The organism is Pseudomonas sp. MDT1-17, from assembly GCF_054898105.1.
This window is the reverse complement of record NZ_JBUBVM010000001.1, coordinates 2,761,931-2,777,143: the sequence shown is the minus strand read 5'-3', so window position 1 is coordinate 2,777,143 and position 15,213 is coordinate 2,761,931. Positions and strand designations below refer to the sequence as shown.

Below are 15,213 nucleotides of genomic sequence, written 5' to 3'. Positions count from 1 at the left end.
GATATGTGTTTGTCATACAAACTGTGTTCAGGCCTTGGCGTCAGAAAGCAGGTTTCACGCTGGTGCCGAAGTAGTGCTGGGAGAGGTCGTCGTAGTCCTTGCTCGCCAGCAAGGAGGTGATTGCCTTGTCGAGCTTGGCCTTGAGTTCGGCGTCATCCTTGCGCAGCCCGGCGCCCACACCTTTGCCGAAGATGGGGTCATAGGGCACCACGCCGAGGTAAGCCTGGTCCTTGGCATCGGGGGTCTTGATGAAGGCCGCCATGGCCGTGCCGTCCGCCATCATCAGGTCAATACGTCCGGCAATCAGGTCTGCGTTGGCCGAGTCCTGCGTGTCGTAATACTTAACGTCCGCAATTTTCTCGTAGTAGGTCTTCAGGAAGCTGGCGCTCACCGTCGAGTTCTGCACACCGATGGTCTTACCCTTGAGATCATCCGGATACTTTTTCACTGAAGCGTCCTTCGGCCCGACAATCGCAATCACCGAGTCGTAATACGCCTTGCTGAACGCGATGTGTTTTTCGCGTTCTTCAGTCACGGACATGGAGGAGAAAATCACGTCGATCTTCTTTGCCAGCAGCGACGGAATGATCCCGTCCCAAGCGACTTCCTTGATCTCGCATTCTGCTTTCATTTCGCTGCACAGCTTGTGAATCAGGTCGACTTCAAACCCTTTCCACTCACCGTTGGCCTGTTTCTCGGTATACGGTGGATAGGGTTCCGCTGCGACTGCGAACCTGATCGGCTGCGGCTGAGATTGAGCTTGGGCCGCGCTTATACTGGCCAGCATTACGCAGGCCACGCCGGTCAACCAGTTTGCCAAACGTCGATTTCCCATGATTTTTTCCCGTCTTTTTATAATGCGTTAGCGAGTCTGATGAGCGTTGACGAACTGCCGGCAACGTTCGCTGCGTGGGTGTACGAACACTTCATCCGGCGAACCGGTTTCTTCGATTTGCCCTTGATGCAAATAAGCGACTTTGGAAGACACATCGCGAGCAAAAGCCATCTCATGCGTCACCAGGATCATGGTCCGGCCTTCTTCGGCGAGGGAGCGGATCACCCGCAGCACTTCCCCGACCAGTTCCGGGTCGAGTGCCGAGGTGGGTTCATCGAACAGCATGACTTTAGGTCGCATAGCCAGGGCGCGGGCGATGGCCACCCGTTGCTGCTGTCCCCCGGAGAGAAACGCCGGGTACTCGTTGCGCTTGGCCGCAAGCCCCACGCGTTCAAGCAAGGCTTCAGCCCGCTCAATGGCTTCGGCACGGCTTTCACGCAGGACCTGCGTTGGCGCTTCGATGAGGTTTTCCAGCACCGTGCGATGGGGCCAGAGGTTGAAGTTCTGGAACACCATGCCCAGGCTCGAACGAATACGCACAAGTTGTTTGGCGTCCGACACCAGCGGTGCGCCGGGACGATCGAAGTTCAGGTGAATGCTTTCACCATCCACCAGGATGCGACCCTGGTCCGGCACTTCGAGCATGTTGATGCAGCGCAACAAGGTACTTTTGCCCGAGCCGCTGGCGCCGATCAGGGAGATCACATCGCCTTCGCGGGCGGTCAGCGAAACACCCTTAAGGACCTCGATATTGCCGAAGCGTTTGTGCAGGCCATCGACTTCGATCATGGTTTTGGCCGCGACCGGCTCAACCGCCGCTGCGCTGGTAATGCCCCGCGCAATCACGGGTCTGTGCGCTTCGCCTTTCAACACCAGGACAAAATCGCGAATGCGCTGGCAGGCCTGGGCCAGTCTTTCTTCACCCAGGGTGAACGAAAGTCGCACAAAACCTTGTGCTGGCTCACCGAAAGCGGCCGCATCCAACACCGATACACCCGCCTCGCGCAACAAGCGCCAGGCGAATTCCAGCGAGGTCAGCCCGGTGCCACGCACGTCCACCAGCACAAACATGCCGGCATCGGGGTTGAGCACTGATATCCCTGGGCAATCCGATAGACCGGCCACCACCAGATCGCGGCGATGGCGATAGATTTCGCGCATGCCGTGGGTGACTTCCTCATGGGTCTGCACCGCCTTGAGCGCGGCCTCCATGACAAAACCGGGCAAGCCGTAGAGCATGCTCAGCACCAGATTTTCGGCATGGGCCACCATCGCTTCGTCGGCGACGATCCAGCCGGTGCGCCAACCGGTCATCGCATGGGATTTCGACAGACTGCCGATCACCACGCAACGTTCGCCCATGCCTGGTAAGGCCGCCAGGCTGAGGTGCTCACGTTCAAACGTCAGGCTCTCATAAACCTCGTCCACCACCACCCACAAGTCGTGGGTGATGGCGAGGTCGGCGATGCCTTGCAGCTCCTCGCGGCTGAGCACCACGCCGGTGGGGTTGTTTGGGTTGGAAAAGAAAATGGCCCGGGTCCGTGGGGTGATGGCCTTGGCCAGTACGGCGGCATCAAGCCTGAAACCTGCGTCCGCCGAGCATGGCACGCGGACCAGCGTCGCGCCGGACGCCTTCAGCGTTGCCTCGTAGGTGACGTACATCGGGTCCAGGGCAATCACTTCGTCGCCAGCATTGAGCAGGCACATCGAGGTCGCAAACAGAGCGTTCTGTGCCCCGGCAACGATGATGACATTGGACGCTTGCAGCTCACGGTCGAACAACCCGCTGTACCGCGCAGCGATGGCTTCGCGCAAGGCCTGGCGACCAGCGATTTCCGTGTAGTGGGTGTCGCCCTCACGCAACGCATGGATCGCCGCATCGGTGATGAAATCGGGGGTGGGGAAATCCGGATCGCCAACGCTGAGGATGATCACATCTTCGCCGCGGCGTCGGGCGTCAAACGCCGCATTGTGAATATCCCAAGCGGCCACGCCATCACCTGAAATCCGCTCAACAAAGGGTGAAAACCGCATGCCAGTGCCTCGTTCGAATGGAAGAAACGCAAGCCCGCAACCAACCGGGGGTGGTGGGGCCAACATAGTCGAAGCTGAACAGTCGTTCAATAGAAAAGTCGTGACGCTTCGCGTTCAGCGTAAACAGGTCGTTTTCACGACAGTCGAGCCGTGTTTCAGTACGAGATTTCTTGGGTTTATTGGCAAGCGCAGGCGTGCTTGAGCTCGATCAGGGTCACGCCGCCATGGGTAAAACCGCGGCGCAGATCGCGCTCCAGTTCGTCGAGATTTTGCGGCTCGTGCACCGTGCAGCCGAATGCTTTAGCCAACAGCGCGAAATCCGGATTGCGCGGCAGCACACCCACCGGTTCGATATCCAGGCTGAGCATGTCGTCGCGGATCTGCCCCAGTGCGTCGTTGTTCCAGAGCAGCACCACCAGCGGGCTGTCCAGTTCCTCGACAGCGGTTGCCAACTCCTGCACGGTGTAAAGAAAACCGCCGTCCCCCACCAGCACCAGACCAGGCCGCTGCGGTGCGCCGAATTTCGCACCGATGCCTGCTGGCAAGCCATAACCCAAGGTTCCGTAGCCAGTGGGGTGCAGCCAACTGCGGGTACTCTGGCTGGCGAACGCGTAGTTGCCGGTGTAGGCCAGTTGGGTCATGTCACTGCTGATGCAGGTGTCGGCGGGCATCGCGGCGGCGATGCGGTCCAGTATGTGTTGATGGATCGTTTGTAATTCACCGTGACCGCTGCGGATAGCTGCCTTCAAACCCGCCACTGCCGTCGCCGCTTCACGGGTATCGCGCGCCTCGTCAGGCAAGCGTGCCAGCAAGGCCCCGAGGGTTTGCCGGGCATCGCCGTGCAAGGCAACGGTACAAGGATAGAAATCGTTGAACTTGCGTGAGTCGATATCAACCCGGATCACTTCACCGCTCAGCGGCAGGCGCTCCCGCCAGTAATCGGTATCGGCCATTTCAGTACCGACGGCCAACACCACATCCGCTTGCGCGATCAAGTCCCAACCGGCTTGAACGCAGAGGCTTGAGCCGGCATTCAACGGCGCATCCGGGGCCAACAGACCTTTGCCTGCAACACTGGTGAACAGCGGCGCGGCGAGACGTTCGCTCAATGCCTGCAACTGGGCACCCGCCGCCAATGCACCGCCGCCAGCAATGATCATTGGACGCCTGGCCTCTCGCAAACGCCGGGACGCCTCATCCAGCGCGCCAGCCTCCGGCAGACCGCGCCCGGGGCGAAGCACCACTTCTGCGCTCCAGTCACGACTGATTGCCCCGGACAGCACATCCAGCGGTACCGAAATATGCACCGGCCGTGGCCGCTCACTGTCGAACACGGCAAAGGCGCGGGCGATCAGTTCCGGTAGATCGTCAGTGCTCAGGGCCACCGCCGAAAACGCAGTGATGGGTGCTGTGATTGCCCGTTGATCCTGGGTTTCATGCAGGCAACCCCAGCCTTTGCCGAGGCTGGCGGTGTGGTTGACGCTGGAGATCACCAGCATCGGAATCGAGTCGGCGTAGGCCTGGCCGATAGCGGTCGACGCGTTGGTGACGCCAGGGCCGGTGATGATGAAGCAGACGCCTGGTTTGCCACTGACCCGAGCATAACCGTCAGCCATGAACCCGGCGCCCTGCTCGTGGCGGGTCAACACATGACGAATGCCGCTTCCAGGCAGGCCGCGATAGAGCTCCAAAGTGTGCACGCCAGGAATACCGAACACGGTGTCGACACCGTAATTAGCCAGCAAACGAACCAGTGCCTGGCCGCCGGTGAGACTCGAGGAAAAAGGTTGCAGGGTCGATTGGGAGCTCATGCTAGCCCTCGTTTTTTGTTTTGGAGTGATGGAGGATTGCGTCGATATTAAACACTCGTTCAATAGCGAGGCAAGCTTTTACTTAAGCGCGAAAACACTTCACAAAAACTCGTTAATTGATTGTTTTAAATAGAGTTTATTGAGCTGCAGCAGATAACCGGCTGACGAGTGTTACATCTTCGTACATTCCCGCATGCTCAGGCCGCCAGCGATGTACCGGCGGTAAACAGATAGCCTGCACCGTGAATAGTGATGATCAATTCCGGTTCGGCCGGATCATCATGCAGTTTGCGGCGCAGACGCCCCACTAGCACATCAATGGAACGGTCGTTGGGCAGCCATTCACGGTTGCGCAACTGGTCCATCAATTGGTCGCGGCTCAAGGTGTGACCGCTGTTGCGCATGAATACATTGAGCAACTGGAATTCGCCATGACTGAGCAGGGTTTCGCGACCGTCGCAGGCCTTCAGTCGGCGGCGGTCGGTGTCCAGGGTCCAGTCGGCAAAACGCTTGAGGTGCGCATCGGGTTGCACCGCGGGTTGCGCGAGCAATTGGGCGTGGTGCACGCGACGCAGCAGATTTCGGGCGCGCGTGACCAGCTCAGGTGGGGTCAGGGGTTGGGTCAGGTAATCATCGGCGCCGCATTCCAGGCCCGCGAGACGTCCGGCGTCATCGCAACACCCACCGATCAGGATAATCCCGACCTCCGAACGCTCTCGCCATTGGCGAGTCAGGGTCAAGGCGTTGCTGTCCTGCAAATGCACGTCCAGCAACACCAGCCCCACCGGAAAACAATTGAGGCAAACATCGGCCTGATCGGCAGTGTCGGCACAGTGGACTTCATACCCTTCCCCGGCCAGAAAAGCCTGTAACGGTTCACGGATCAGCGGGTCTTCACTCACCACCAGCACGCACGGCATCACCTTCATGATCTGGCTCCTGTTCGTGCCGCGAACGGCCGATTTTTGGATTTTTACGAAGCGCGAAGAACGGCACTGTAGCGCCTACTGAACAGTTGATCAACAAGCCGACGTCAGTGCTGAATGAAACGTCGGTACCCGCCCATTTGCAGGCCATCGACCCACGCCTCACAAATTTGCATGCCCTGGGCCGGGGTGAACGTGCTGGGATTGAGCCCACATTCCAGCCACAGGCCATCCAGCAAGGCGCTCAACCCGATGGCCGCCAGACCGCTGTCGAAACACTCCCAGCCCTCCTCCTGGGCCAGTAAAGTCAAGGCGTCACCCATAATGGTCCGGTACTCGCCATAGGAATGATCGTGCGCGCGGTTAATGGCGTCGGCAGTTTTCACCGCGCCCCAGAACGCCAGCCAGGCTTCAAGCAGTTCCGGATCGAGCATGCGCGCGGAAAACGATGCCTCGAAGAACGCTGAGAGATGTTGTCGCGCGCCGCTGCCCGACGCAGCCACGGACTCGCGCAACAGTCCCATCACCTGACCGGTGATCTGCAAATAGGCGTCGGCCACCAACTCATCTTTGCCGGCGTAGTGATGACTGATCAACCCCACCGAAACGCCGGCCTCAGCGCAAATCTTGCGGATCGAGGTCCCGACAAAGCCGTACTTTTTCAGGCACGTCAGCGTGGCGGCCACCAGATTGGCCTTGCGTAACTCGGGGTCCATTCGCAGAAAACGCGCTTCCTCGGCCATGGTGCTCCTGCCCTCTTGAAATCAACGGATCGGATACAGCGCCTCGTCAAACTGCGCCAGGAGCGGGAAGACCAGCGGCGAATCCTGCTCTAGATTCTCCAGGCGCTGCTGGTAATCAACCAGAAACTGTTCGCGGGCATCGGCGCTGATGTAAGGCACATGCCACGCCACAAACGGCGGCAGGACGTCCAGGCCGACATACGCCAGCGTGCCGCGCAGCAGTGGCCGCAGCATATCCTCCAGAGGGCCGTGAATCGCGTCTTCGCCGAACATGTGCTCGCGTCCGCCAAGGGTCACGGTGACCAGCGCTTTCTTGCCCGCCAGCCCGCCCTGATCGTAAAAACGCTTGCCGCCGTAGCAAACGCCGGATACCAGCACCCGGTCGATCCAGCCCTTGAGGATGGCAGGCATGGAGAACCAGTAGATCGGAAAGTTAAGAATCAGCAGGTCAGCCCACAGTAACTTGTCCAGCTCCTGCTGGATGTCCGCGGCCAGGCTTTTGGTTTTGACGCCCAGGCGCTGTTCGAGCGCGTACACCAGATAGTCGGGGTTGTCGCGGTCGGAGAAATCCTCGGCGCTGGCGACCGGGTTCCAGTTCATGGCGTAGAGGTCGGAGACCTGGACGTCGTGACCCAAAGCTTGCAGGGTTTGCTCAGCCTGACCGCGCAAAGCGCTGGTGAAGGATTGCGGTTCGGGATGGGCGTGCAGTATCAGAACATTCATTTGAGCAGCCTTATGGCAATCGATGATTCAGTCAGTGTTCAGGCCAGCCGGATCAGTGCATCCACCGCCACAGCGCCTTCGGCATTGACCAGCAATGGATTCACATCCAGCTCCAGCAACCGCTCGGCGTTCTCGCAGGCGTAATCCGCCACCGCACGAATCGCGCGGACTACTGCTGGCATATCCACCGCTGGCCCACCTCGAAAACCCGTGAGCAACGGCGCACAGCGCAGGCCCAGCAGCGCCTCGTGAATGGCTTGGTCGGTGGTCGGTAGCAACAGGCTGCGACTGTCCTTGAGCAGCTCGACCAAAATGCCGCCAGCACCCATCACCAGCGCCAGGCCGAAGCCGGTTTCGCGTTTGATCCCGACGATCAATTCAGCCATGGGTGGCGGCGCCATGCGTTCGAGCAGAACCTGATCGAACACCAACCCCGGTGCATGCCTCGCGAGGCTGCCTCGCATGGTATCCAGCGCTGACTTCAAAGCCGCCTGGTCTTTCAGGTTGAGGTCGACCCCGCCGGCTTCGGTCTTGTGCGGCAGGTCGGCACTGACCACCTTGAGGACCAGCGGATAACCCAGGCTGAGTGCTTCGTCCAGCGCCTGCTCCGGACTGCACAGGCGCGCATCGGGCAATGGCAGTCCAAACGGACGCAGCGCCTGTTTGGACTGCCACTCATTCAGCAACCGCCCTTCAGCCATCGGCGCATCCGGACAGATCGGCGCCAGCGCCGATTCACCATTGGCCAGTAACGCCTGACGGTGCGTCTGGTATCGGGCGATTCGCCCCCACGCAGCCAAGCCATCTTCTATCCCTTGCAGCGCTGCCACGCCGCGGGCATGCAGTCGATCACGAGCAACGGCCGGGAGCAATTCGGGGAACGCCGAGGCCACCACACCGGTCTTGCCATGCCGTTCCAGCAGCTCGCAATACAACTCCAGCAGCAAGTCGCATTCCTTACGTTCACCGGTGAATTCGGCAGGATAATCCAATACCAGCAGTGCCGCATCCGAGGGCGTGCGCAAAGCACTATCGAGCATTTTTTCCAGGGCGTCGCGGTCGCCCCAGATCGCCGTGGTGAAGTCCAGCGGATTGACCAGGTTGGCGTAGCTCGGCAACACCTGCGCCAGTTCAGCGCGCTGGCTGTCGTCAAACCCAGGCAACTTCAGGCCATTGCGTTCGGCGTAATCGGCGATAAACCCCGCGTCGCCACCGGAACAGGCCAGCGCCGTCAGGCGAGGACCTGCCGGCAAACGCCCACAGGCCGCTGCCTTGAGGGTTTCGACAAAACTCACCGGCCCGCTGACACGGATCACGCCGAGACGCTCGAACAGGCTGTCGTACAGCGCATCTGAACCGGCCAGGGAGCTGGTGTGACTCAATGCCAGTTCGGCGCCGATCTGCGACACACCGGTTTTCAGGGCGATCACTGGAATACCCTTCTCCAGCGCCTTATGCGCGGCGCGGGCAAAACCGGGGACATTCTTCAGCCCTTCAAGGTGCAAACCAATGGCCGTGACACGCGGTTCGTCGAGCAGCACATCCATTAATTCTGCCACGCCCAATTGCGCCTGGTTGCCCACCGACGCCATGTAGGCCAACGGCAGCGACCGATCGCTCATGCTCAGGTTGTAGGCAAAGTTGCCGCTCTGGGTCAGCACCGCGACCCCCTTCTCCACGGACTTACCTCCATGGGCCACTGGCCACAACGCGGCGCTGTGCAGGTAGTCGAGCAAGCCATAACAGTTCGGCCCGAGCAGCGCCATGTCGCCAGCGGCTTGCAACAGTTGCGCCTGCATAGCCTGCCCCTGCTCGCCGGTTTCAGCGAAGCCGGAGGCATAACAGATCGCGCCACCAGCCCCCTTGACCGCCAAGTCGGCGACACAGTTCAGCGTAAGCTCGCGGTTGGTGGCGATAAATACCGCATCCGGCCCGCAGGGCAAGTCGGCAATCGATGCCACGCACGGAATGCCGTCAAGGCTTTCGTGCTGCGGATTGACCAGCCACATCTGCCCCTGAAAACCGCCGTCGGCGCAGCGTTTGAACGCCCGCGCCATACTGCGCCCGCCAACGAACGCCAAATGACGCGGGGATAGCAAGCGCTTGAGATTGTCTCTGATTGACATGGGACCCTCCTCGACTAATCAGCGCAACAACGGCCGCAACAGCTCGCGGGAAATGATATGGCGCTGGATCTCCGACGTGCCTTCCCAGATCCGCTCGATCCGCGCGTTGCGCCAGATACGCTCTACCGGCCCCTCGTCCATAAGACCCATGCCACCAAAAATCTGCACCGCCTCATCGGCAGCCCGGCCCAATACCTCGCTGGCGAACAACTTGGCCATGCCGGCCTCGCCGTCAGTCATGGTGCCTTGGTCCATTTTCCAGGCTGCGTGCAACGCCAGCAATTCAGCGGCGCGGATTTCGGTCGCCATGTCCGCCAGTTTGAACGAGATGCCCTGGTAAGTGCCGATGGCCTGACCGAACTGTTTACGGTCCGCCGCCCATTGCAGTGCCACGTCCAGCGCGCGCTGCGCCTGACCGACACAATTGGCTGCCACCATCACCCGTCCCGCGGTCAACCAGGCATTGGCAACGTCCCAGCCTTTGCCAACCTCACCCAGCACCTTGGACGCCGGTACACGGCAATCGTCAAAGAAGATCTCACTGGTGTGATAACCACGGTTGCTCACGCATTTCGGTCCTCGGCGGATGGTCATCCCCGGTGTGTCGCGATCCACCAGGAAGGACGTCACGGCGTTGCGATTGCGGCCGTTATGCTCATAGGTATCGGTTACCGCGAAAACAATGGCGAAGTCGGCATGCCCGGCGTGGCTGATGAAGTGCTTGCTGCCGTTGATCACGAAGTCATCGCCGTCACGCAAGGCGCGAGTCTTGATCGCATTGGCGTCCGAGCCAGCGCCCGGTTCGGTCAGGGCAAAACAGTCGATCTTTTCCCCACGCACGCACGGCAACAGATAGTCCTCGATCTGCGCGCCTGTACAGGCCATGAGTATCTTCGACGGACGCGCGACGAACACGTGCAGCGCCCACGACACCTTGGAAAGCTCGCGCTCGATCAATGCTTGGGACAGATAATCGAGGCCGCCACCGCCGACTTCCTCGGGCATGTTGAAGGCATAGAAACCCGCGGCAATCGCCTTGGCGCGAATCTGTGCGGCCAGTTCCGGCGGCACGGCATCGGCTCGGTCGACGGCTTCTTCGTGGGGCAGCAGTTCTTTCTCGACAAAACGACGCACCGCATCCACCAACATGTCCTGCTCTTGAGTCAGTTGGAAATTCATGGCTATCAGTACCTTCTGTTCGATTACCGGCCGATAAAATTAGGCGAGCGTTTTTCCACGGCAGCCTTGAGGGCTTCGGCGCCGTCGTGGCTGCGACCACAGAGCAAACCAGCGGCCTGTTCGGCCTCAAGCTGTTCGGCGAGGCTGCGTTGGGCACCGTCGCGGATCAGGACTTTGGTCTGGATGAAGGCGAACGTCGGGCCGCTGGCCAGTCGCATCGCCAGCTCGGCGGCGCTGCTCAGCAACTGCTCATCGGCGCAGATTTCGCTGACCAACCCGACGGCCAACGCGCGATCGGCACTCCAGATTTCGTCGAGGAACAGCAGACGCTTGGCCTGTTCGGCGCCGATCAAACGTGGCAGGTGCCAGCTCGCGCCCGCATCCGGCGAGTAGGCCAGGCTGGTGTAGCCAGCCTTGAAACGCGCCGACCGGGCTGCCAGGCGAAAATCGCAGGACAGGGTCAAGTCCATCCCGGCGCCCACGGCGATGCCGTTGATGGCGGCGATGGTCGGTTTGCTGAAACCATTGAGGCGGTTCATCAAGGTGTGGGCTGTCTCGGTCCAGCCATAGCTTTCGAGAATGCCGCGGCTTTCAGCATCGGCCCATTCGGCCACATCGGCGCCAGCGCAGAAGCCTTTGCCAGTACCGCTCAACACCAGTACCCGGACCCCAGGGTCGGTATCATGCTGGTCGAGCAAATTGATCAATGCCTTGAGGGTCGGAATATCCAACGCGTTGCGTTGCTCTGGGCGATTGAGAGTGACCCAGGCGATGCCGTTTTCAACCCGGCTCAGCAGTGTCGAATGGGAAGTCATGAAAGGCCCTCATCTTATTGTTTTTGAACAGCGGGTGTAGAACTGCAGCCGATACTAAACAACTGTTCAGTAAGGCGGCAATCCCGTGCAAAAAGTCGTGCGACGCTTGTCGCAGGACTTAACTCATTGATTAATTGATAACTTTTTAAGAAATAGAAGATGACGAGGATGGAAGTTGTTACATCTTCGAACAACTCCCTCCCCGTTCCCCGTGGGAGCGAGTCTGTATTACTTTCCGGTTTTCACGTTATTCCACACCCGGGTGATTGCCCGCATGCCCTGCGCGTCATGTGTCTTTTGCGCAAACAGGCGCTGACGTGTCGTGTCATCGGGGTAGATAGCCGGGGTGGCAAGCACATCCGCATCGACTAAGGCGGTCGCCGCCGAGTTGCTGTTGGCGTAGTGAATCAGGTTGGTGACGTCGGCCATGTTCTGTGGCTGCAACATAAATTCGATGAACTTGTGTGCATTAGCGGCATGCGTTGAGTCTTTCGGGATGTACAGGTCATCGAACCAGATCAGCGAACCTTCTTTGGGCACGAAGTAAGACAACTCCGTCTTGAGCCCTGCCTCTTTCGCCCGCGCCTGAGCGGTTGCTGCGTCACCCGACCAGGTCATTGCCAGGCAAGTGTCGCCGTTGGGCAAACTATTGAGGTAACTCACCGAGTCAAACTTTTTGATGTACGGGCGTACCGCCAACAGCACGTCCTGCGCGGCTTTAAGATCCTCGGCAGAAGCGCTTTGCGGGTCACGTCCAAGGTATTGCAGAACCAGGGGAATGACTTCGGTGGGGGCGTCGAGCAAGGTCACGCCGCAATCGGCGAATCGCGAAACAACTTTTGGATCGAAGAGCATCGCCAATGAACTGACCGGCGCATCGGGCATCCTTTCCTTGATCATGTCGACGTTGAACGTCACACCATTGCTGCCCCAAGTGTAAGGAGCCGAATAGACGAGACCCGGATCGTAAGTCTGCAACTTTTGCACAATCTCCGGGTTAAGGTTATTCCAGCTAGGCAACTGTTTCTTGTCCAGCGGCTGGAACACGTTCGCCTTGATCAAGGGTGGAACGAGCGAAGCGTTAAGCATGACCAAGTCATAGCCGGAGTGGCCGGTGAGCAGTTTGGCCTGGACCGTCTCGTAACCATCAAAAGTGTCGTAAATGACTTTGATTCCGGTGGCCTTTTGGAAGTCCGCCAGTGTGTTTTCACCGATGTAGTCCGACCAGTTGTAAATGCGAAGCGTGTTATCCGCCTCCGCCGCATGAGTCACCGAGCACAAGGGGAAAATCAAAAGACTGGAAAGGATGGCAAGCGCAGTTCGCATTGTTGTTCACCTGTTGGTGTTTTCTTCTGAAGGAAGCGTGCGCCTCTACTATTTAGCCATTGAGGGAACCGCACCATACTCCAAATGGGTAGGTGCACTTTTGTGCCGATAGAATCCGTTTGCCAAGGCAGCGCTAAGCTTTCTGCAACCACTCGATAAACTGCGCAAACAACTCCGACTGCGAGTTGATGCCCAGCTTCACGTACAGATTTTTCCTGTGCATGCGCACGGTCTCGGGCGAGATGCCCATTTCCCGAGCGGTGGATTTGATCGAGTGCCCGCGCAATACCATGTGCGCAACCTCCCGTTCGCGCTCGGTCAACACGTCACAGCCGAACTGCTGCATCGCCACCTGGATGCGCTGGTTGAGCGCGGTCGACGCCGTTTGCGCGGCGGTTTCGCCGGCCGCAATGATTGAATGGCGTTGCCGGTCGATGTAGCCGCACTGGCTGAGGAACAAACGCACCATCGGCTCGACGGCCCGCAGCACATTCAACTGGTCGGCGCTCAAGCTGCTGGCACCCATGCCCTGGAAAAGACTGACGGAAATCTTGCTCTGGTCATCCAGGTTGACGATGTAATAACTGTCTTCGGTGCAGCCCAGATTCAGGTAATAGGTTTTGTAGTAGTCGCTGTCGAAAAAATTGTCAGGGGCAATCTCGGCCAACGAATAAAAGCCTTGCGCAAGACCACTGTCCACCGCCAGACAGAACGGATCGAGCAAATAGCCCACAGAAAAGTAGCGATTGAGGATGGCGTCCAGGTGCTGCTCGGGAATGCCATGCTGATAGAGCAACCTGGGAGGGCAATCCTTGCGCTCCAGGCTGATCATGACCGACTCGAGCGGCGCCAGCGCCGTCAACGCCACCACCAGATGCCGAAGTGCATCGGGCTCTGCGGCATGTGTGAACGCGCGCTCAAGTTCAACATGCCATTGGTGCAGCGCATGCAATGCCAGAGTGATCGAGTGAGGGGGGGCCAATGATTCCATGCGGGCCAGTCTAGCGATTACCCCCTCCCCGTGCAAAGTTGCGAAGCTGCGGTTCATTGCCCGGCGTATTCACCACTGCATTGAAGCTCCACGGCGACTTCGAGAATACATTCCCGCAGCGTCTCAACGATCTCATCGACCTGTGCATGGCTGATCGTCAACGGTGGTGACATCACGTTGAGGTGCACGATCGGCCGGACCAGTAAACCCTTGTACTGGGCCCGCAGATGGATTTTCTCGCCAATGTTCAATGCCTCTGGGAATAGTTTTTTAGTGCTCTTGTTCTCGACGAACTCAACACAGGCCATCAATTTTTTGCAGCGCACATCACCCACCAGCGGCAGCCCGACCAGGGTCTTCAGGCGCCGTTCAAAGTAGTCTCCAACATCATCGACATGGGCCAGCAGGTTTTCCCGCTCGATGATTTCGATGTTCTTCAGCGCCGCCGTGCAGCACACCGGGTGCCCGCTGTACGTGAACCCGTGGGTGAAGCAGCGTCCCTGGCCTGGCTCGCTGATCACGTCCCAGATGCGCCGGGAAAATATGCAAGCCCCCAGTGGCAGGTACGCAGAAGTCAGGCCTTTGGCGGTGGTGATTATGTCGGGTTGCACACCGAACACATCGCAGGAGGAAAAGAACTTGCCCAAACGACCAAAGGAAGTCACCACTTCATCCGCGACAAAAAGAATGTCGTACTTTTGGCAGACCTCCCACATCCGCAGCAAATAACCTTCTGGCGGAATGATTACACCGCCGGAGCCCATGATCGGCTCGGCATAGAAAGCGGCGACCTTGTCCGCACCGATGCTCAGGATCTTGTCCTCGAACTCGCGCACCAGGAACTCGAGCAGTTGCGCTTCGTTCATGCCATCCGGTGCACGATAAGGATTGGGGCTGGAAACGTGATGGATCTTGTCGTGGACATAATCGAACTCGGGGACCCGGTCCGCCGCTTTGTTGCCAATCGACATCGTCAGGCAAGTCGAGCCGTGATAGGCGCCGAAACGCGCGATCACATGCTTTTTCTCAGGCTTGCCACGGCAGTTCTGATAGTACTGAATCAACCGGTAGCTGGTGTCCACCGCCGTCGAACCGCCAGTGGTCAGAAAAACGTGATCCAGATCACCCGGTGCCAGGCTTGCCAGTTTCTCGCACAAGCGAATGGCGACCGTATTGGCCATATCGGAGAAGGGATTTGAATAGGCCAACTGACGAACCTGGTCTGCGATGGCTTCGGCCATTTCTTCACGGCCAAGGCCAATGTTGGTGCACCACATTCCGCCGACCGCATCGAGAAATCGATTGCCGTCGGCGTCGTAGATGTAAGCGCCTTCACCGGCAACAATGTTCAGAGCGCCCATTTCCCTGTGGTCATCGAACACATGATATCCATGCATGTAATGCGCCTTGTCAGCGTTGGTCAATTTCGCCTGCTCTGCAGGAGTCAAAAACGCTTGTTTTGAAATCGGCATGAACGCTTCCTTATCGAATAGTTGTCATGGCGATCATTCAGCCGATTGAATAGCCGCGCCATACTCCAAATGGGTAGGTGCTTTTTCATCGTGGATTATTCGCAGGGATTTGATGGATGTCGTTGTACCGAAGAACACGGGATCCAGCACCAAATCGCGCAAAGTCTTCAAGCGTTTTTCGGCTCAGCTGGCAACAGTAGCGATCACAGCGACGACGTTCAAAAAATATCTC

General features: G+C 58.8%; 12 protein-coding genes. All 12 read right to left on the bottom strand.

All coding sequences use genetic code 11. The features are described 5' to 3' along the window. Positions 1 to 40: 40 nt before the first annotated feature. A complete protein-coding gene (locus tag ACYZTX_RS12855) occupies positions 41 to 835 on the bottom strand; it encodes a transporter substrate-binding domain-containing protein (protein ID WP_462034342.1) in 795 nt (264 codons plus the stop codon). Positions 836 to 862: 27 nt separating this feature from the next. Further along, positions 863 to 2,869, bottom strand: coding sequence for an aminotransferase class I/II-fold pyridoxal phosphate-dependent enzyme (locus tag ACYZTX_RS12850; protein WP_462034341.1), 2,007 nt, complete (start codon positions 2,867 to 2,869; stop codon positions 863 to 865). Positions 2,870 to 3,045: 176 nt separating this feature from the next. After that, complete coding sequence (locus ACYZTX_RS12845) at positions 3,046 to 4,680, bottom strand: 5-guanidino-2-oxopentanoate decarboxylase (protein WP_462034340.1); 1,635 nt, start codon at positions 4,678 to 4,680, stop codon at positions 3,046 to 3,048. 197 nt (positions 4,681 to 4,877) lie between these two features. Continuing rightward, positions 4,878 to 5,603 (bottom strand): winged helix-turn-helix domain-containing protein, encoded by a 726-nt coding sequence (locus ACYZTX_RS12840; protein ID WP_462037030.1) that lies wholly within the window; start codon positions 5,601 to 5,603, stop codon positions 4,878 to 4,880. Between the two features lie 110 nt (positions 5,604 to 5,713). Beyond that, positions 5,714 to 6,349, bottom strand: coding sequence for a TetR family transcriptional regulator C-terminal domain-containing protein (locus ACYZTX_RS12835; RefSeq protein ID WP_462034339.1), 636 nt, complete (start codon positions 6,347 to 6,349; stop codon positions 5,714 to 5,716). A 21-nt stretch (positions 6,350 to 6,370) separates the two neighbouring features. After that, the gene (locus ACYZTX_RS12830; protein ID WP_462034338.1) at positions 6,371 to 7,072 is read right to left on the bottom strand and encodes an NAD(P)H-dependent oxidoreductase; all 702 of its coding nucleotides are present in this window, start codon (positions 7,070 to 7,072) and stop codon (positions 6,371 to 6,373) included. A 38-nt stretch (positions 7,073 to 7,110) separates the two neighbouring features. Beyond that, positions 7,111 to 9,198: an acetate--CoA ligase family protein gene (locus ACYZTX_RS12825; RefSeq protein WP_462034337.1), complete on the bottom strand. Its 2,088-nt coding sequence runs from the start codon at positions 9,196 to 9,198 to the stop codon at positions 7,111 to 7,113. A gap of 18 nt (positions 9,199 to 9,216) precedes the next feature. Beyond that, positions 9,217 to 10,377 (bottom strand): acyl-CoA dehydrogenase family protein, encoded by a 1,161-nt coding sequence (locus ACYZTX_RS12820; RefSeq protein WP_462034336.1) that lies wholly within the window; start codon positions 10,375 to 10,377, stop codon positions 9,217 to 9,219. Positions 10,378 to 10,400: 23 nt separating this feature from the next. Further along, positions 10,401 to 11,192 carry an enoyl-CoA hydratase/isomerase family protein gene (locus tag ACYZTX_RS12815; protein ID WP_462034335.1) on the bottom strand — a complete coding sequence of 264 codons (792 nt, stop codon included), beginning with the start codon at positions 11,190 to 11,192 and terminating at the stop codon, positions 10,401 to 10,403. 228 nt (positions 11,193 to 11,420) lie between these two features. After that, a complete protein-coding gene (locus ACYZTX_RS12810) occupies positions 11,421 to 12,518 on the bottom strand; it encodes a polyamine ABC transporter substrate-binding protein (protein ID WP_462034334.1) in 1,098 nt (365 codons plus the stop codon). Positions 12,519 to 12,651: 133 nt separating this feature from the next. Next, a complete protein-coding gene (locus ACYZTX_RS12805; protein ID WP_462034333.1) occupies positions 12,652 to 13,566 on the bottom strand; it encodes a helix-turn-helix transcriptional regulator in 915 nt (304 codons plus the stop codon). Further along, positions 13,563 to 14,981: an aminotransferase gene (locus ACYZTX_RS12800; protein ID WP_462034332.1), complete on the bottom strand. Its 1,419-nt coding sequence runs from the start codon at positions 14,979 to 14,981 to the stop codon at positions 13,563 to 13,565. Before ACYZTX_RS12800 ends, ACYZTX_RS12805 begins: the two co-directional genes overlap by 4 nt. Positions 14,982 to 15,213 lie beyond the last annotated feature (232 nt).